Annotated in this window: 18 protein-coding genes; 2 read left to right on the top strand and 16 right to left on the bottom strand. The window is 50.0% G+C overall.

The genetic code is table 11. From position 1 onward, the window contains the following. Nucleotides 1-75 precede the first annotated feature (75 nt). Nucleotides 76-1,917, top strand: a complete 1,842-nt coding sequence (locus tag AC5SV9_RS11495; protein WP_475152606.1) for a choice-of-anchor I family protein — start codon at nucleotides 76-78, stop codon at nucleotides 1,915-1,917. A 39-nt stretch (nucleotides 1,918-1,956) separates the two neighbouring features. Here the strand turns inward: AC5SV9_RS11495 and AC5SV9_RS11490 are convergent, their stop codons facing one another. The 8 genes from AC5SV9_RS11490 to nudE form a co-directional block, all read right to left on the bottom strand. Further along, nucleotides 1,957-3,696, bottom strand: coding sequence for a flotillin family protein (locus AC5SV9_RS11490; protein ID WP_475152605.1), 1,740 nt, complete (start codon nucleotides 3,694-3,696; stop codon nucleotides 1,957-1,959). A 40-nt stretch (nucleotides 3,697-3,736) separates the two neighbouring features. After that, nucleotides 3,737-4,408, bottom strand: coding sequence for a YqiJ family protein (locus AC5SV9_RS11485; protein WP_475152603.1), 672 nt, complete (start codon nucleotides 4,406-4,408; stop codon nucleotides 3,737-3,739). Then, entirely contained in the window at nucleotides 4,408-5,076 is a 669-nt protein-coding gene (locus AC5SV9_RS11480) for a PspA/IM30 family protein (protein WP_475152600.1), read from the bottom strand. The genes AC5SV9_RS11485 and AC5SV9_RS11480 overlap by 1 nt, the downstream gene beginning before the upstream one ends. Continuing rightward, entirely contained in the window at nucleotides 5,073-5,576 is a 504-nt protein-coding gene (locus tag AC5SV9_RS11475; RefSeq protein ID WP_475152599.1) for a hypothetical protein, read from the bottom strand. The genes AC5SV9_RS11480 and AC5SV9_RS11475 overlap by 4 nt, the downstream gene beginning before the upstream one ends. A gap of 162 nt (nucleotides 5,577-5,738) precedes the next feature. Next, complete coding sequence (locus AC5SV9_RS11470) at nucleotides 5,739-7,358, bottom strand: methyl-accepting chemotaxis protein (RefSeq protein WP_475152597.1); 1,620 nt, start codon at nucleotides 7,356-7,358, stop codon at nucleotides 5,739-5,741. A gap of 223 nt (nucleotides 7,359-7,581) precedes the next feature. Continuing rightward, a complete protein-coding gene (gene pckA / locus AC5SV9_RS11465; protein WP_475152595.1) occupies nucleotides 7,582-9,183 on the bottom strand; it encodes a phosphoenolpyruvate carboxykinase (ATP) in 1,602 nt (533 codons plus the stop codon). A 251-nt stretch (nucleotides 9,184-9,434) separates the two neighbouring features. Beyond that, nucleotides 9,435-10,265: a 3'(2'),5'-bisphosphate nucleotidase CysQ gene (cysQ, locus tag AC5SV9_RS11460; protein WP_475152594.1), complete on the bottom strand. Its 831-nt coding sequence runs from the start codon at nucleotides 10,263-10,265 to the stop codon at nucleotides 9,435-9,437. Further along, complete coding sequence (gene nudE, locus AC5SV9_RS11455; RefSeq protein WP_134058504.1) at nucleotides 10,243-10,842, bottom strand: ADP compounds hydrolase NudE; 600 nt, start codon at nucleotides 10,840-10,842, stop codon at nucleotides 10,243-10,245. Before nudE ends, cysQ begins: the two co-directional genes overlap by 23 nt. Before the next feature lie 58 nt (nucleotides 10,843-10,900). Here nudE and yrfG point away from each other — a divergent pair, with 58 nt between their 5' ends. Continuing rightward, on the top strand, nucleotides 10,901-11,581 hold the full coding sequence (yrfG, locus tag AC5SV9_RS11450; protein ID WP_417706029.1) for a GMP/IMP nucleotidase: 681 nt from the start codon (nucleotides 10,901-10,903) through the stop codon (nucleotides 11,579-11,581). Between the two features lie 8 nt (nucleotides 11,582-11,589). On the opposite strand, the gene AC5SV9_RS11445 is transcribed toward yrfG, so the two are convergent. The 8 genes from AC5SV9_RS11445 to gspG are packed head-to-tail and all read right to left on the bottom strand — an operon-like array spanning nucleotide 11,590 to nucleotide 17,012. Further along, entirely contained in the window at nucleotides 11,590-12,333 is a 744-nt protein-coding gene (locus tag AC5SV9_RS11445; protein ID WP_475152592.1) for a type II secretion system protein N, read from the bottom strand. 9 nt (nucleotides 12,334-12,342) lie between these two features. After that, nucleotides 12,343-12,813, bottom strand: coding sequence for a type II secretion system protein M (locus tag AC5SV9_RS11440; protein WP_475152590.1), 471 nt, complete (start codon nucleotides 12,811-12,813; stop codon nucleotides 12,343-12,345). After that, on the bottom strand, nucleotides 12,810-13,997 hold the full coding sequence (gene gspL, locus AC5SV9_RS11435; RefSeq protein ID WP_475152588.1) for a type II secretion system protein GspL: 1,188 nt from the start codon (nucleotides 13,995-13,997) through the stop codon (nucleotides 12,810-12,812). The genes AC5SV9_RS11440 and gspL overlap by 4 nt, the downstream gene beginning before the upstream one ends. Continuing rightward, the gene (gspK, locus tag AC5SV9_RS11430) at nucleotides 13,994-14,986 is read right to left on the bottom strand and encodes a type II secretion system minor pseudopilin GspK (RefSeq protein WP_475152587.1); all 993 of its coding nucleotides are present in this window, start codon (nucleotides 14,984-14,986) and stop codon (nucleotides 13,994-13,996) included. The genes gspL and gspK overlap by 4 nt, the downstream gene beginning before the upstream one ends. Beyond that, nucleotides 14,983-15,606, bottom strand: coding sequence for a type II secretion system minor pseudopilin GspJ (gspJ, locus tag AC5SV9_RS11425; protein WP_475152586.1), 624 nt, complete (start codon nucleotides 15,604-15,606; stop codon nucleotides 14,983-14,985). Before gspJ ends, gspK begins: the two co-directional genes overlap by 4 nt. Then, nucleotides 15,599-15,967: a type II secretion system minor pseudopilin GspI gene (gene gspI, locus AC5SV9_RS11420; protein ID WP_331922465.1), complete on the bottom strand. Its 369-nt coding sequence runs from the start codon at nucleotides 15,965-15,967 to the stop codon at nucleotides 15,599-15,601. Before gspI ends, gspJ begins: the two co-directional genes overlap by 8 nt. Continuing rightward, the gene (gspH, locus tag AC5SV9_RS11415; RefSeq protein WP_475152583.1) at nucleotides 15,964-16,560 is read right to left on the bottom strand and encodes a type II secretion system minor pseudopilin GspH; all 597 of its coding nucleotides are present in this window, start codon (nucleotides 16,558-16,560) and stop codon (nucleotides 15,964-15,966) included. Before gspH ends, gspI begins: the two co-directional genes overlap by 4 nt. After that, nucleotides 16,560-17,012 carry a type II secretion system major pseudopilin GspG gene (gspG, locus tag AC5SV9_RS11410; protein WP_475152582.1) on the bottom strand — a complete coding sequence of 151 codons (453 nt, stop codon included), beginning with the start codon at nucleotides 17,010-17,012 and terminating at the stop codon, nucleotides 16,560-16,562. The genes gspH and gspG overlap by 1 nt, the downstream gene beginning before the upstream one ends. Nucleotide 17,013 lies beyond the last annotated feature (1 nt).

The raw sequence follows: 17,013 nt of genomic DNA, 5'->3' as shown, positions 1-17,013 counted from the left end.
ATGTTATTGTCATACAGCTTACTGAAACTGATTGTTTAACACGGTTTTTCAATCAGATATAAGGATGCAATAACAATGATGAAGCAATCTCTGCTGGCGTTGACGGTACTGGCAGCTTTGAGCGGCTGTTCACTGGACGGCGATGATGGTGCCCAGGGGCCTGTAGGTGAAGTTGGCGCGCCCGGCACACCGGGTGATGACGGTAAAAACCTGCCGCGCGAGCTTGAAATAGCGGTGGTTGGCCGTTTTAACACCGGCATATATGGCCAGTCTGCGGCGGAGATTGTACAGTTTCACAAAGCATCCAAGTCCGCTTTTGCCATCAATGCTGCGCAAAACCGGATTGAGGTCATCCCTCTTTCAGCATTACCGGTAACGTCTGTCGGCAGCCCGGTATCTGATGACAGCCTGACATCCGCTGCCTTTACCTTTCCAAACAACGTAACAGTGAAAAACGCTGCCGGTAGCGATATTACCGTCAACCTTGGCGAAGCCAACTCTATTGCCATTTACGCTGATATGCTGGCAATAGCGGTTGCTGCACCGCTGAAAACTGACAATGGTGCTGTGTTGTTCTACAGCTTAAGTGCAACAGGAGTCGGTACTTTTGTTAAAGCGGTTAGTGTGGGTGCTTTGCCCGACATGCTTACGTTCACGCCTGATGGCAGCAAAGTACTGGTCGCAAACGAAGGTGAGCCGGATACTGACTATCTGGCAGACCCTGAAGGTTCTGTTTCGGTCATCAGCCTGAGCGACGGTGTACCGGCGGATGTTGCAGCGACCATAAATCTGACCAGCGACATGGTGTTTAGCAGCGACTTGCTCGATGAAACAGATTACGACACTGATGCCAAACGCCGCGCCTTGTTGCAAGCTGCCGGTGTGAAATTTGCTGGCCCTGCGGGCACCACCGTGGCGCAGGATCTGGAACCGGAATACATTACAGTATCAGCCGATAGCAAAAAAGCCTGGGTGTCACTGCAGGAGGCTAACGCCATCGGTATTATGGATCTTACCGATATGACCATTGAGGTAAAAGCGCTGGGGCTGAAAGACTGGTCACAATACAGCATGGATTACACCAATGAAGATGAAGTGCCGTCATTTCGTAAGCTGCCGGGTGTCTACGGCCTGTATCAGCCGGATACCATCGCATCCTATCAGTGGAACGGCGCAACCTTTATCGTGTCAGCTAATGAAGGTGACTCACGCGATTGGGATGCCTATTCCGAAGATATCCGCGCGGCAGATATTATCGACCCGGACGAACTGAACAAAACCTTCAGCACTGAGTTACAGGCATTGTACGATGCAACAGGCGGCGATGACGGCCTCGGCCGGTTGAAAGTCACTGCAGCATTGGTAGACCCGGACAACGACGGCGTTGTTGAATCACTGTATGCTTACGGCGGCCGCTCATTCTCAATCTGGGATCAGAACATAAATCAGGTATATGACTCAGGTGATGATTTTGGCCGTATCTCTGCCGCTATTTTAGGTAATAACTTCAACAGCGCCCATACCGAAAACAAAGGTGACAACCGCTCTGACGACAAAGGCGGTGAACCAGAGGCAGTAGACGTAGGTACAATTGCAGGCCGCACTTATGCCTTTATCGCGCAGGAGCGTTCAGGTGATCTGTTTGTCTACGATGTCACCAACCCGTTCCAGGCTGCGTTTGTCAGCCACTATAATAACCGTAACTTCGATGTTGAGTTTGAACTGGACGACGAACTGGCCGACCCATGTGATACCAACGAAGGCATGGACTGCACCGAAGTGCCATTGGCAGGCGATTTAGGGCCGGAAAGCGTGAAGTTTGTTGCTGCCAGTGACAGCCCCAACGGCAACCCACTGCTGATTGTTGGCAATGAAGTCAGCGGCAGCGTAACTGTGTATCAGGTAACTGAAAAGTAGTATGTAAAAAGGCCGCTATTGCGGCCTTTTATCAAAAGGTTATTGCTTCAATGGCGCTTTAATTGCCTCTGTCATACCATTAATGTCACCAGCTTTAAGGCCTATTTCAGATAACAACGAGTCTAATATCGGCGCCTGAGCCCGGTAACGCAGCGCGCTGTTTACTACCTGATCTGCTAACGAGCCATTGCCTGCATCAATCGCTGAGCCATCGGCAGAAGCGCCTTGCGCTCCCATACCATTTACCTGCAGGATCTTAATATCGCTGATTTGCTCCATCGGTTTCACACTCTGGGCAATAATATTTGGCAAATGTTCTATCAACGCCAGTCTGACCTGCATCGCTATCTGCTCGGCTGAAAGTGTATTCGCCGCCGTATTGATCGCTTGTTTACCTTCGGCTTCTACTGCATAACTGCGCGCTTTGGCGTCAGCCAACAGTAACTCAGCGTCGGCTTGACCTTTTGCTGTTAAACGCTCCTTATCTGCCTGGCCCTGTGCCGCCAAACGTAATGCTTCTGCCTGATCTTCTGCTGCTTTTTTCTCAGCCTCTGCAGTGACCATTAACTGAATGGCCTCTCGTTCAGCTTGCTGACGCGCCATGATCAGCTCAACCTGCTTAGTACGCTCAGCCTGTTCCGTCTGACGCACGGTTAATACGCCTTCTTCCTGTTTCACCGCTAACGCGCGGGCTTTATCAGCTTCAGCTTTCGCTTCAGACTCAGAACGCGACTTTTCCGCTACTGCTATAGATTTTTCCTGCGACGCCAGCTCAATAGCTTTTTGCCGCTCGATCTCCGCTTGCTCAACCGCCCGTTGTTTAGCAATTTCCATTTCACGCACCGCGCGGTCTTTTTGAATGGTTTCGTTATCGATATCACGCTCTGACATAATGCGTTTTAAGTCAATTTCACGCTGTGAAGCAATCTGAGCTTCTTCTGCTTCCCGTTTTTTCTCTGCTTGCTCACGGGCAATTTCTGCCATTTGAGACGCACGGCGGATAGAGACTTCACGCTCTTGCTCCAAGCGGGCATATTCTTCTTCCCGGGAAATCTGCAGTTTGGCTCTTTCTGCCTCAAGGTTTTTCGTCTTTATTGCGAGGTCGGTTTCCTGTTCAATGTCGTTACGGATTTTACGGCGTGACTCTATAGCCTGAGTAAGCTTGGTTAAACCTTCGGCATCGAACGCGTTTTGTGGGTTAAAGTGCTCAAAAGCTGTTTGATCCAAACCGGTTAAAGATACTGATTCCAGCTCCAAACCGTTTTTCAATAAATCCTCTGACACCACATGCTGCACTTTCTGCACGAAATCAACACGCTTTTCATGTAACTCTTCCATCGCCATTTCAGCTGCCACCGAGCGCAGAGCATCAACAAACTTACCCTCTACCAGCTCTTTCAACTCGTGCGGGTTCATTGTTTTTAAACCCAAGGTTTGTGCAGCGTTGGCAATGGCTTCGGCAGTGGGTTTAACCCGTACATAAAACTCTGCTGTTACATCTGCCCGCATGCGGTCGCGGGTAATCAAAGCCTGTTCATTTGCCCGGCGTACTTCAAGCCGTAACGTGTTCATGTTCACCGGAATAATTTCATGTAACACCGGCAGCACTAGCGCGCCACCATTCATGATCACTTTTTCGCCACGAAAACCGGTACGCACAAAAGAAACTTCCTTCGTCGCTCTTTTGTACAACCGCGCCAATATCATCCCCAGTATCAGCAAGCCAACAAGCACTGCGCCGGAAATGATCAAAATATCAATAAAATTTAATGCCAACATTTACTGTTCCTTTTAAAATAACATCCGTTGTGGCAGGCTTTTAAAGCTGCGCTGACAAATGTGGATTGGGGTTAAGGATCGCCTTGTACACCGAGCCTTGCCGCGATAACAATAACACCTCATCGCCCTGAACGAATTCATCATCAGGGCCGTCTGGCTCCAGCTGTATATAGTGGCTGTAACCATGCTGGTCTCTAACCTTTGCTTCCGCCGGATAACCCGCTCTGGCATTACCCAGGGTTATAACAGCAATCCGGCCCAGCAGGCTGTCTTCACTTACCGCACTGGTTTCATCTCTTGGCATAATTGCCTGTAGCACTCCGCCGCCGAGACGCACCAATGGCAAGCTGAGCATAAATACTGTTGGCACTGCCAACCATGCCGGCACCAAAAACCCCAGAGTATTTTGTACCGCGCCTTGTAACAGCAGACCCAAGAGACCAAAGCTGAGCAGAAACACCACTAGCAACATCAGCAGTGGCACTTCACCAATGCGTAGCCAGCCTAAAAATCGACTTAGTGCAGTATCAGCATCTATCTGACCAACTTCAGTGTGAGGACTGATATCAGAATCAGGTAACAAGCTGTCCAGGGCTGACGACACACCGGCGCCAAATAATGCGGCCACGCCTTCCAGCACAGCAATCATCAGCATTAATGCCAGCGCGATACTAAAAGCCATATTCTCGCTGGCGAGTATCAAACCAATCATTAACCCTTACCTGCTTTTAACGCAGCCAATCGTTCGGCAACACGGTTTTTACGCGCCAGCTCATCCAGCTCGGCCAGCTTAGCAGTATTGCCAAGATTGGTGTCACGCCCGGTCAGACCAGAAGCATTTTCCATCACCCGGCTAAACGCATCGCTCGCACGGCCGGCCTTGTCTGCTGCCGTGTCGCCTTGCTTTGATGTGGCATTGGCCGCTGCTGTTGTAGCTTGCTGCGCCTGAATGAAGGACCGCAGTTCGGCTTGCATTTCACGCTTTTTCGCCAATAGCGCCTGCACAAAACCCTCTAGTTCTTTTTCCCGGTTGGCATTATCACTTATCGTGGCTTCAAGCACCGGTATGCGGGCTTCAATGTCCATTTGCTCAGCAATGCCAGCCTCCGCCAAATCATCACGGCCATTTGCGATAGCCACTTCTAACTGGCTACTTAATGCATCATGACGGTTGTTTTCTTCCATCAACTTTTTACTAGCCAGATGTTTCTGCGCAACCAACTGGCCCAATTCGGTTCTTGTATCGGTGATAGCAGAATCCAGTTCACGAATAGCTTGCTCCATAACAGTTTCCGGCGCGCTATTTTCTACCGCGTCAACCAGAGCATTCACACTGCCACTGACTAAGCGCGCCACACGACGGGTTATACTTTCACTCATTGTGTTTCTCCTTGTAATGCCACTCTATGTTCATGTAACAACTTGGCTAAACCAAACATACTATGTTGCAAAGCACCATCACCGTCTGCAGTAAGAGCCAATGGCAACAACAGTTCGTTCAAGCGGCATATTTTCAACTGGACCTCTTGCTCTGCTTGCTGAAGCTCACGAATATTTAACGACGCGCTGCTAGCTGAAAGTGTTTGCAATGTAGCTAATAAATCCGGCAGCGCGTCCAGTACTCTTATCAATAGCTCACTGTGCTTATTTAACTGATGCTGACGCACAAGCAACTGCCGTTTTATCTGTCCTAGCCATTCCTGCATCTGAGCCAGGTTTTGGCCGTAATCAGTGAATCCTTCATGCCGGCGGCGTGTCTGGGCCAATAAAGCTCTTAATTTATCAGACGGCGTATGCGCGCCATCGAATTCCAGGCTACTGATAAACTCAGCATCCTCGACGCTAATCCGGGCGCTGAAAGGCACGGTTTTTGAGCTCATAAAGAGATACTTCCCATTAAGCGGTGTTCACTTAACAGCCAGTGTATTCAAATGAATTCAAAAGTAAACATATAAATCATTAAATTGACTTTTATTTTACTTTCTTCATTGACCAACAAAAAACCCGCATTAAATGCGGGCTTTTGCAGTTCTGTAATGTTGTTAAAGCTTAAATCTGCCAACCAGTTCATTCAGCTGTATCGCTAAGCGCGATAACTCGGTTGCGCTGGCTGTCGTCTGGTTAGAGCCCGCTGCAGTCTGCGCAGCCAGATCACTGATGGTGACAATATTGCGGTCGATTTCACGTGCAACTTTAGACTGTTCTTCCGCTGCACCGGCAATAACATGGTTCTGATCACTGATTGCGGTGATATTCTCGGCTATCAGCTCCAGCGCATCTGCAGCTGCGGCGACAACATTCTGTGCATTGTCTGCATTACCACTGATGAGTTGCATTGCATTTACTGCCTCACTGGCTGAGCCCTGTACCTGCTGGATCATTTGCTCAATTTCGCCAGTAGAGGTTTGCGTGCGATGTGCAAGGCTACGTACTTCGTCTGCTACCACCGCGAAACCACGGCCGGCTTCACCGGCACGGGCAGCTTCAATGGCAGCATTCAGCGCCAGCAGGTTAGTTTGCTCTGCCACACTGCGAATAACTTCCAGCACCTGATTAATTGACGTTACTTTATCCGCCAGCGTATTAATGACTTTGGTACTCTGCTGCACTTCGCCATTCATCTTTTCAATCACGCTGCGGGTCTGTAGCACTTTTTGCGTACCATCTTTTGCCAGGCTGGCAGATTGTACAGAAGCTTCGGATGTTTTAAGTGCAGTGCCTGCTACTTCATCAACGGCAGAGCTCATTTCAGTAATCGCAGTTGCGGCTTGCTGTACTTCGTCATTTTGTAACTGCAACGCTTTGGCAGACTCGTCTGTTACCACATTAAGCTCTTCTGCAGCGGAGGCCAACTGACTGGATGAGCTGGAAATGTGGCTGATCGCATCACGCAGTTTTTGTTGCATCTGCGACAGCGCGTTAGCCAGTGAAGTTAACTCATCGTTACCTTCTACCGTTAACGGCCTGGTCAAGTCTCCATCGGCAATATACTGAGCTGAAACAACAGCTTGCGATAATGGCTGGCTAATACTGCGGGAAATCAACAGAGCAATCGCGATAGCAATAACGACAGCGACAATAATCAATGCCACAACAGCCCATTTTGCCGATTCATAGGTTGAAATAGATTGTTTACGCGCATCAGATGCGGCTTTCTGATTTAACTCAGATAACTGCCCCAGAACTGAGACCATACGGTCTGCCAGCGGGTTCATCTGGTCCAGTAAGTCTTGCGCAGCGCCAAGTTCTTCCTGGCGTAAGAAGTCGAGCGCCTTCTGCTGTAAGTCTCTATATTGCTGGTCTACGTCTTTATATTGCTCATACAAAGTCCGTTCTTCTGGCATATAAATGGTTGCTTCATACTTCTGACTGATATCAACTTTTTCACTGTTTAGGCGTTTGATTTGCTCAAACGTTGCACCTTCCTGTGTGATATCAATTGCCAACAGTAATCGCAGTGTCGTTGCCCGCGAACGGTGAGCAAGCGCCTCAACCTGCCCCAGATAACTTATTGAAGGCAGTAAGTTGGATTCAACCAGATCAGCCTGTTCCCGAAACTTAGACAAACTCTGAACACTAAATATGCCCGTTATCGCCAGCAACAGTGCCAGAGCACCAAAAGCCGCCAGTAAACGTTTTTGTATCGTTATGGACCGTAACATTTATCACCTCTTTCTGCCTGCAGGTTCTTCACCAAGCTACATTCACACTACATTATGTTGCAGGAAATGTCTTACTAAACAATATTTAGCGGCTATGCCAGCACTTACTTTAGCCATAGAGACCAGGGCTTGCCAGCAATAATGCTAAATTCTGTCATGAATTAGCATTAGAAACTACCAATAAAAAAGGCCGCATACGCGACCTCTTTATCAGAATTGCTGATTACAGTTGCGGACCTGCAGCAACCAGTGCTTTACCTTCAGCATTGTCGGTGAACTTAACAAAGTTGTCGACAAAACGCTTGGCTAAATCTTTGGCTTTTTCGTCCCACTGTCCGGCATTGCCATAGGTATTGCGCGGGTCCAGAATAGACGCATCATCTACACCAGATAACGCCTTTGGCATCGCCAGATTAAAATACGGCAACTGAACAAATTCGGTGTTCTCAATGCTGCCGTCTAAAATAGCATCGATAATAGCCCGCGTCGCTTTAATAGAAATACGTTTACCACTGCCGTTCCAGCCAGTATTCACTAAATACGCTTCAGCGCCTGAAGCTTCCATGCGCTTACCCAGCACTTCGGCATACTTGGTTGGGTGCAGACTTAAAAATGCTGCACCAAAACAGCTGGAGAAAGTCGGTGTTGGTTCTGTAATACCCCGCTCAGTACCGGCCAGTTTAGCGGTAAAACCCGAAAGGAAGTGATATTTAGCCTGTTCTTTTGTCAGTTTCGATACCGGTGGTAATACACCAAACGCATCAGCTGTTAAAAAAATCACTTTTTTGGCATGACCGGCTTTAGACACTGGCGTTACGATATTATCAATATGATAAATCGGGTATGACACGCGGGTGTTTTCAGTTTTAGAACCATCATTAAAGTCAATATCGCCGTCAGCCAGCACTGTCACGTTTTCCAGCAGTGCATCGCGACGGATAGCATTGTAGATATCAGGCTCGTTTTCTTGCGACAGGTTGATGGTTTTTGCGTAACAACCGCCTTCAAAATTAAATACGCCGTCGTCATCCCAGCCGTGCTCATCATCACCAATCAGCTGCCGCTTAGGATCGGTTGATAACGTAGTTTTACCGGTACCTGACAAACCGAAGAACACCGCAACATCGCCATCTTTGCCGACATTAGCTGAACAGTGCATAGACGCGACGCCTTGTAGTGGCAAAAAGTAGTTCATCATCGAGAACATACCTTTTTTCATCTCACCGCCGTACCAGGTACCACCGATCAGCTGGATACGCTCAGTCAGGTTAAAGGCGACAAAGTTTTCTGAATTCAGGCCATGGCGTTGCCAATCCGGATTAGTGCACTTGGCACCATTCATTACAATGAAATCCGGCTGGTAAGTTTTCAGCTCTGCATCCGTCGGACGGATAAACATGTTTTTAACGAAATGCGCCTGCCAGGCAACCTCTGTAATAAACCTTACCGCCAGGCGGGTGTCAGCGTTGGCGCCGCAGTAGGTGTCGACAACAAATAAACGCTTACCCGATAACTGCTTAGTAACCAGCGACTTCAGATCTGCCCATACGTCAGGTGTTATAGCTTTATTGTCGTTTTTGCCCTGATCAGACCACCACACAGTGTCGCGGGTCGTGTCATCACGCACAATATATTTGTCTTTTGGTGAGCGGCCGGTAAAGATACCAGTATCGACTGAAACTGCGCCCAGTTTGGTCAGTTTGCCTTGTTCATAACCTTGTAAACCAGCACGGGTTTCTTCCGTAAACAACTGATCATACGAAGGGTTATAAATAATTTCCGTGACATCTGTGATGCCGTATTGGCTCAGATCCAGATCGGACATGATGTAACTCCTAAGGGTACTGTAGGTAAGGGTGCAGTCTCTGGCGGACTTAATTTTCAGGAATTTTTGTCACTTAGTTTGTTGCTCTGTGCAAAAACCCAGCCGCATAATAACGTTTTTCCGTTTTAAAAGATAGGCAAAAAAACACGCGAGAGGCCTTAAAGGCGCGTCACAACTGACTTTGAAAGGATTGAAAGAAATTAAAACCAAGATGAAAGCCAACCTGAAAGTTCGTTAATACACTTTCAGAATCAGGCAGTCAGGTTACGCTGTGTCGGACGTGATTTAACGAGTTGCTGCCAGGGTATGCTGGCCTGTCCCATCACCATAAAGTCAGGATTAGCCAGCGTATCACGCTGATTGTAGCTGAGCGCGGTAAACTCACTATCAAGAATTTTGCCACCGGCCTCTTCAACAATCACATGCACAGCGCCGGTATCCCACTCGCCGGTTGGCCCCAAACGCATATAGCAGTCGGCTTTCCCCTCTGCTACCAGACAGCTTTTTAACGAACAGCTACCCAGCGCAATATATTCAACATGCTCTGTGCTATGTAATAAATCAACTATTGGCTGCAGCGGCTGCCGCCGGCTAATCGCAATTTTAAGGGTATCACCCGCCTGATGCTGGTTTACTTTCATCCGGTTAATCAGGTTGCGCTGCTGCTTAAAGGCACCATTACCACGGCTGGCATAGTACATAATGTCTTCTTTGGGCCAGTAGATCACACCAAGCGCAGGCCAACCATACTCGACCAAAGCAACGCTGACAGCAAAATCACCGCTTCTGGCGACAAACTCCTGCGTACCGTCCATCGGGTCTATCAGCCAGTAACGCGGCCAGTCCTGACGCTGGGCTAACGGCACTAAATGTGATTCTTCTGAGATAATCGGAATGTTAGGGGTCAATTCAGACAAGTGGTTGATAATAATCCGGTTTGCGGCCAGATCTGCGCTGGTTACCGGGCTTAAATCAGCTTTTTGCTGCTGCTGAAAATCACCGCTTTGATACAACCGCCATAACTCTGCCCCAGCCTCCCGGGCCGCAGATTTAACTGGATCAAGCAGTCTGCTTAAAAACATCCGGATTCACTTCCAAATATTGCTGTGCTAATAACAGGGCGGCAACGCTTCTGGCTTCGGTAAAATCAGCCTGCTGCAGCAAGGCGGTACTTTGCTGGCGTGGCCAGCTAACCAGTTCCAACGGCTCAGGCTCATCGCCTTCTAAGCTTTCTGCATATAAATCAAAGGCCAGAACTATATGCATTGTAGCATTAAAATAGCCAGGAGCTAACGCCAGTGACTTTAACTGTACAAAACGGCGCGCGCCAAAACCAATCTCTTCTTTCAGTTCCCGGTTAGCGGCCGTAAGAATATCTTCCCCCGGGTCGATTAAGCCCTTAGGAAAACCCAACTGGTAATCATGTGTGCCAGCGCAATATTCGCGTACCAGGTAAAAGTGGGCATCATCCGGGCAGGCAATGATCATTACGGCTCCACGCCCGCTGCCACGCATGCGCTCATAGGTGCGCTGCACACCGTTACTGAACTGCAGCTCCAGTTGTTCAATTTTAAACAGACGGCTTTGGGCAACGATATCGGCGCTGAGTATTTCCGGCTTTTGTTTGCTGTTATGTTTGTCGTGCTGCCGCTGCGTCATGCTGCCACCTCTGATACAATCCAGACTGTTACTATAAAACGATTAACAGGAAAAACCTATGCTGAACTGGGCTGAAATTGATACCGTATTGCTGGACATGGACGGAACCCTGCTGGATCTGCACTACGATAATTATTTCTGGCTACAGCATCTGCCCAAACGCTGGGCCGAAATAAGCGGTATCAGCCTGGCAGACGCGCAAGCGCAGCTTAAGGCTGAGTATGCTGAGCTGACCGGTAAGCTGGAATGGTATTGCCTGGATTACTGGGGCAAACGTCTGCAACTACCGATCACCGAGCTAAAGCGTGAAGTGATGCACAAAATAGCCATGCGCGCTGACGTGCCAGAGTTTTTGACCACATTAAAACACAGTGGGCGTGACATAGTACTGGTGACCAACGCCCACCCGGGCAGCCTGTCGTTAAAGATTGAACGTACCGAACTGGCTAACTACATTGATACTCTCATTTCTACTCATGAGTTTGGTGTTACTAAAGAAAACTGGGCGTTGTGGCAAAAACTGCAGCAACGATTGGGGTTTGACCCTGCCCGAACCTTATTCGTTGATGACAGCCTGCCAATTTTAAAAGCCGCACAGGATTTTGGCATTAAGCATCTGCTGGCCGTGGCTAACCCGGATAGCCAGCAATTAAGCCGGCAAATTACTGAGTTTCCTGCCATTACGGATTACAGCGTGCTGCTCGATGATATCAGAGGCAGCGCGCGTGCTACGCTCTGATTATCGCATCAGAATCTGATAGGGAAGCGGCCCTGCGCGTCTGGCTTGCCAAGAAATTGCATTGCCTGATGTACTTCTTTGGGCATGCTGGCGTCTGGTTTTAATGTACCGTTCACCAGTAACTGCTCGGCATTTAGCACCGCTTTGATATCCAGGCCAAGCAAGTTGGCACCGTCTGTCGTCAGCACTATGGTGCCGTTGTCACACGCCAGCTCACCAAACAGGTTTTGCAGTTCAAGCCAGGTGCCGGTTGGCGTCTGTAGCCGGGCGTCTTGCCAGCTGGCGTTGCCTTTTAATACTTCACAGCGGGGTTGCCCCTGCTGAAAAGAGGGAATATCCAGCACCAGCTCACCACTAGCCTGCACCGGCAGCGGTAAGGGTAACATCGGTATCAGCTGAGTAACCGGCAGTTTAATCAGGCCGTCAGTCAGGGCTGCACCATTGAAGCCATAGCTGGCTTTACCTTTAAAATAGGGTTGCTGCGGGTTCTTCACGCTGCCACTTTGCAACGCAAACTGCAGCTTACCGGTAAACAGCTGCCAGCCATTTAGCTGCCATTGCACGTCTGTCAGCTGTAAATTCTGATATTGTACTCCGGCAATATTGCCATGCCACAAAGTACCGCTGACCCCCCCAAACTGCAGTTGAGCCGGCAGCGGTACCAGCTTTAGCCACCAGCTGGCCGGGGTCAGCAGCACGGTAAACAGCAGATAGCTGATAACACCAATAATGATCAGTTTCGCTTTTGTCATGCCGTTTGCTTACTCCACTACCATACGTCGCACCCGCACTATGCCGGGCTTATCTGCCGTTGCAATATCCAGGTTAACTAACTTAACACCGTGCTGATATTGCAATGTATGCAGCCAGCCCAGCAGTTGTTCAAAACTGATATCTTCAAGTACTAACGTCAGTTGCTCATTCTGCGGCTGCATCCGGCTGACATTCACTCCGGCGCTGCGCGCGCTGTTGCTGATAATTTGCTGAATACTACCACCGCTGCGGGCCGTTTTATTACCCGCGGCTTTTAGTTGTGGCAGCAGTTGTTGTAACTGGCTTAGTTGCTTTTGGGCTGCCAATACTTTTTGCTGCTGCGCCGCATTTGCCTGATGCAGTGGCTGCCACAGCAACCAATAGAACAGGCCGATAGCAACCACTACAGTGGCCCATGTCAGCAAACGCTGCTCACGCTGCTGCAAACCGGCCCACCAGCTTAGGAATTGTTGCTTCATATTCTGCTCCGCATCGCGATACTGCCCTGAACCTTGCCGCCATCGTTGCTAAGCGCACCCTGTTCGACAATAAAGCCAGCTTGTTCCAGCGCAGATTTCAGCTTTTCAAAGCTCTGAAAACCATCACCTTTGGCCTGAAAACGTAGCTCTGACCTTTTACCATCGAAGCGCAAATTTTCCAGGCTAATATCCGGCACACCAGCCAGCTGTTGCTGTAGTTTATCCAACAACACCAGAAAACTCTGATCGGTATTGCCGCCAACTGCTGAAAGCTTTTGCTGTAGCTGCAAATTAAGGTTCACTATGCGCTCTTGCGGGAAAGCCTGCAGATAAACCGCCTGGCTTTGCTGTTGCAACGCCGTGTTCTGCCTCGCCAGTTGCCAGTTGCTGAAACCCAGCTGCAACAGATACACCGCCAGACAGGCGCCAGCTAACACAGCGCTGCTGCGCCACAACTGCAGCTGCGGGTTTACTTTACGTTTGGGTTTGTAGTCACCCTGCAACAGTGTGAAGTCGCTGTGCTGCAGTTGACTTGCCAGTAAAGCCAGCGGTAGCTCGGGTTCGGCCAACTGATGGCTTTGCATCAGCTCCTGCGGCCACGGGCTGTAACTGGTTAGCATAGGTAACGCCGCCAGCTGCAGGTAATCCCCCCACCAGGCCGCATCTATAGCCGATACCTGCCAACGGCTTTGCTTTAACAGCCATTGTTCGTGCAACTGAATACACGCCGGTAACTGTTGCTCTGGCAATAACAAAGCATCAGGTAACATGCGGCTGACACTAAAACCAGCTTCCTGCAACCAGCTTAGCCATTGCTGCATGCGCTGATGCTGGCAAACCGCTACCTGCTGGCTATACTGGCCATCGTGTTGCTCTGTGGCGCCAAGCGCCAGAAACAACTTTTCAATATCCTCAGCTTGCTCTTCTTCAAGCATATAAGGCAGCGCCTGCAGCAGCTGCCGGTTAGGCTTTGCTGGCAAGCTGACCTGCTTTAGCACCACATCTGAAGCCGGCACTAATGCCACTACCGGCCTGCCTCCCAGACGTACAGCCAGCTCAGGCAATTGATCTGCACCGGCAATTTCACCACTGGCAATCACTTCCTGATTATGGCTGGCCCACACCAGCCAGCTGATGCTCTGATCTGCCCGGCTGCCTAGCCGGATCACCAACTGTTCACTCACCCCTGGCCTCCAAATCGCCGGGCCAATACTTTGACCTGATTATTTTCATCTAATTTTAGTACCGACGTTAATATGAACCCGCTCTCCAGATAGGCGGCGGTTGCCGTAAGCTGGAAACTGTCAGACTTAACGCTGAGCATTGTTTTTACCTCATCAGGCACAGTGATACCTGCCAGCGCTTCGCTGCCAAACACCTCTTCAATATTGGCAAACCCTTCCTCGGGCCGGCCGGCAACCACATCTGCCGCGCCTTGTTCTGTCAGCTCAGGAATAAGCGCCGCCAACAACACCGCGGTATCCTCAGTCAGCGTGTTAACATTCAGTACCAGACCACTGTTTTCTGGTATCACGCACACATAGGGCGCCAGCAGCTGATAATCTGCCGGTGTCATATCCAGAATAACCCTCAGCTCCGACACACTGGCCATCAGACCATTTGCGGTATAGTACGGAAACTGCAGCGCGGCATAGTCGTCATCTTCGGCGCTGCCCGCTGTACTTAGCAGGCTGTCTTCATCTAACCAGTCACCTAAACGGGCCACCAGATACTCTGCAGGCATCGACAGCTCGCTGCCTTTTAACTCCAGCAGCCGCAAAAAGGCTTTTTGTGCCGGGCTTGGCTCGTTGCGATTGCCATTCTGTGCACTGACATTTTGTAGCGCATTGATATTAAAACAGCTGTGCAGGTCTTTGATATCACCGGCTATGGTACCGTTCTCAACCGGAAAAGTTGCCCCCTGCAGCGCCCAGTCCTGTGCTAAGTTAACACTTTCCTCACCCGCCAACGTGCGGCTGAGCAGCACTTTGGCAAACTGTTCGGCGCCCATCGCATACCAGAATGCCTGCTGCTGCTGTTGCACATTTTGCTGCCGCTGCAGCTGAAGCTGCAGCCGGCCGGTCATATTCACTGCGATTACCACGACAATGGCAATGATCATCAGCACTGCAACCAGAGCCACACCCTGCTGACGGCAACGAAATGCATTCATTCGCGCGCGCTCTGTGCCACTACTGCATCTGGCAATGTAAAAATCCGTTCCAGATTACCAAGGTTCTCATCGACCAGTGTCACGCGCACGGCCTGCGGAAAATTTGCATCCTGCCAGCGCTCCAGCCAGTCCTCGCCCTGTAAATAGTGAACCTCGAACCCGCTTAAGCCCGTTTGTAACTGTTGTACTTTAGGCTCGGTACCGGTAACCGCATCCGGATACAGCGTAAACAAGCGTTGTAAAGTGCCGTCCTGTAAACGGTAAGCCACCGCCTGGATCTCGCTGCGTGGCAATACCATGCCCGGGTTGCGCCAGCCCTGGCGCACAAAGCTGATACCGTGATCTTCGCTTTCCAGTAAGAATTTCTCGCCAAACAGCCGATATTTGGCGGGCGCCTCGCCGTCAAGCCGCACGTGCCGCAAACTGATCTGCATAAAATCTCGTTCCAGCATCAACATAGTTCGCTGCAGCTCGACTAAACGTTTACTTTCTTGCTGCGACAGCTCGTCGCTTTGCGTCACACTACTTAAAATCGCGACTGACGCCAAACCAACCAGGGCAAAAATAGCCGCAGCCAACAGCATTTCAATAAACGTAAAGCCTGCGCTGCGCTTAACCACCGGGCTTCCCCCGGTAGCTTTGCAACTGGTACAGCACCTGCTCTGGTGACTCGGCCAAACTGACGCTGATTTGCACCAGACGCAGATCCTCATCGGCCAGTTTGCTCACCTGCTGCTGCCACAGCCAGTCACGGTTTGCCATTTTTACTTCGCCCTGGCTTTTTTCTTTACCGGGCCATTCTTTATCGAGCATCGCCAGTTGCATTTGATTGTCGGCGATATAACTGGCAATGGTTAAATCATCTAACTGGCTAAGATTGCGGATATGCGCCGAACTGGACTGCATAATCGCCAGTCCCGCAGTGGCGAAAATCGCCATCGCCACCAGCAGCTCCAGCAAAGTAAAGCCATTACGCTTCATGGCCGCTCCGTCGATACCGCACTGCGGGTTAGCGGAATGGCAAAATCGGTAGACACAGCGCTGTATAGCGGCGTCAGGTCGGAATTTTCAGTCAACAGCAGCTGAAACGGGCTGATTTCACCTGATGACAAAATAAACACTTGTGGCAATACCGGTATTTTACTGTCCTCTTCTGTCTGCTCGTCTTCATCTAACTGCCACTCAAGCTTGCTCAGCAGGTTAGTTTCCTCTCCCGGCAGCCCTTCCAGCTCCAATTGCAGTGAAATATTTTCCGGTAATCGGTGCTGCGCGACGCCGGCAGGTTCTTCTGCCGCCGCCCATTTGCCATCATCATTGTTGTAGTACAGAAAGCCGTAGCGGTCGGGCAAAATGTACAAGCCCCATTCCTGCTGCTTTAGCATGGCGGTTTCTGCGACAAACTGAAATATCTGCTGAAACCGCTCGGCTTCTTTTTCCAGCCTGTCTTCCCGCGATTCACCACTGAAATTCATCACTACCATCGTTGCCAGCAAGCCAATCAGCAACATCACCAGCATTACCTCTACCAGGGTAAAGCCGTTGCGTCGATAAGGCATAGCAGGCAGCGTCGGCATTAGTTGCTCTGCGCCTCGTTAACATCCAGATTCCAGTTACCAATATCGTCTTCTGTACCTGCAGTGCGATCTGGCCCCTTGGTCAGAATGTCAATACGGCCTACCTGGCCCGGGCTAATCAGAATATAATCTTCATCCCATGGGTCTTTAGGTAAACGACGGATAAAGCCCCCGTCTGGAAAAGCGCGTGGTACAGGCTGTGATGTTGGCGCGGTAACCAGTGCCTGCATGCCTTGCTCGGTTGTCGGATAAAAGCCGTTGCGTAAGCGGTACATATCCAGTGCGCTCTCCAGCTGTTGAATATCCACCACCGCTTTCTGGCGGTCTGCCTGCTCTTTATTACCCATCAGGTTGGGAACGACCATACTGGCAATAATGCCCAAAATAACGATAACCACCATCACTTCCAGCAAGGTAAAACCGCGCTGTTTGTTGTTTTGTTGCCTTTTCATA

This window comes from Rheinheimera sp. ATLC3 (assembly GCF_059429535.1).
Note: the sequence above shows the minus strand (reverse complement) of the source record. Positions and strands in the feature narration are given on the sequence as shown.

Coding starts and splice junctions, on each gene's coding strand:
- AC5SV9_RS11495 (WP_475152606.1), top strand. CDS start 76: ATGATGAAGCAATCTCTGCTGGCGTTGACGGTACTGGCAGCTTTGAGC.
- AC5SV9_RS11490 (WP_475152605.1), bottom strand. CDS start 3,696: ATGTTGGCATTAAATTTTATTGATATTTTGATCATTTCCGGCGCAGTG.
- AC5SV9_RS11485 (WP_475152603.1), bottom strand. CDS start 4,408: ATGATTGGTTTGATACTCGCCAGCGAGAATATGGCTTTTAGTATCGCG.
- AC5SV9_RS11480 (WP_475152600.1), bottom strand. CDS start 5,076: ATGAGTGAAAGTATAACCCGTCGTGTGGCGCGCTTAGTCAGTGGCAGT.
- AC5SV9_RS11475 (WP_475152599.1), bottom strand. CDS start 5,576: ATGAGCTCAAAAACCGTGCCTTTCAGCGCCCGGATTAGCGTCGAGGAT.
- AC5SV9_RS11470 (WP_475152597.1), bottom strand. CDS start 7,358: ATGTTACGGTCCATAACGATACAAAAACGTTTACTGGCGGCTTTTGGT.
- pckA (WP_475152595.1), bottom strand. CDS start 9,183: ATGTCCGATCTGGATCTGAGCCAATACGGCATCACAGATGTCACGGAA.
- cysQ (WP_475152594.1), bottom strand. CDS start 10,265: ATGTTTTTAAGCAGACTGCTTGATCCAGTTAAATCTGCGGCCCGGGAG.
- nudE (WP_134058504.1), bottom strand. CDS start 10,842: ATGACGCAGCGGCAGCACGACAAACATAACAGCAAACAAAAGCCGGAA.
- yrfG (WP_417706029.1), top strand. CDS start 10,901: ATGCTGAACTGGGCTGAAATTGATACCGTATTGCTGGACATGGACGGA.
- AC5SV9_RS11445 (WP_475152592.1), bottom strand. CDS start 12,333: ATGACAAAAGCGAAACTGATCATTATTGGTGTTATCAGCTATCTGCTG.
- AC5SV9_RS11440 (WP_475152590.1), bottom strand. CDS start 12,813: ATGAAGCAACAATTCCTAAGCTGGTGGGCCGGTTTGCAGCAGCGTGAG.
- gspK (WP_475152587.1), bottom strand. CDS start 14,986: ATGAATGCATTTCGTTGCCGTCAGCAGGGTGTGGCTCTGGTTGCAGTG.
- gspI (WP_331922465.1), bottom strand. CDS start 15,967: ATGAAGCGTAATGGCTTTACTTTGCTGGAGCTGCTGGTGGCGATGGCG.
- gspH (WP_475152583.1), bottom strand. CDS start 16,560: ATGCCGACGCTGCCTGCTATGCCTTATCGACGCAACGGCTTTACCCTG.
- gspG (WP_475152582.1), bottom strand. CDS start 17,012: ATGAAAAGGCAACAAAACAACAAACAGCGCGGTTTTACCTTGCTGGAA.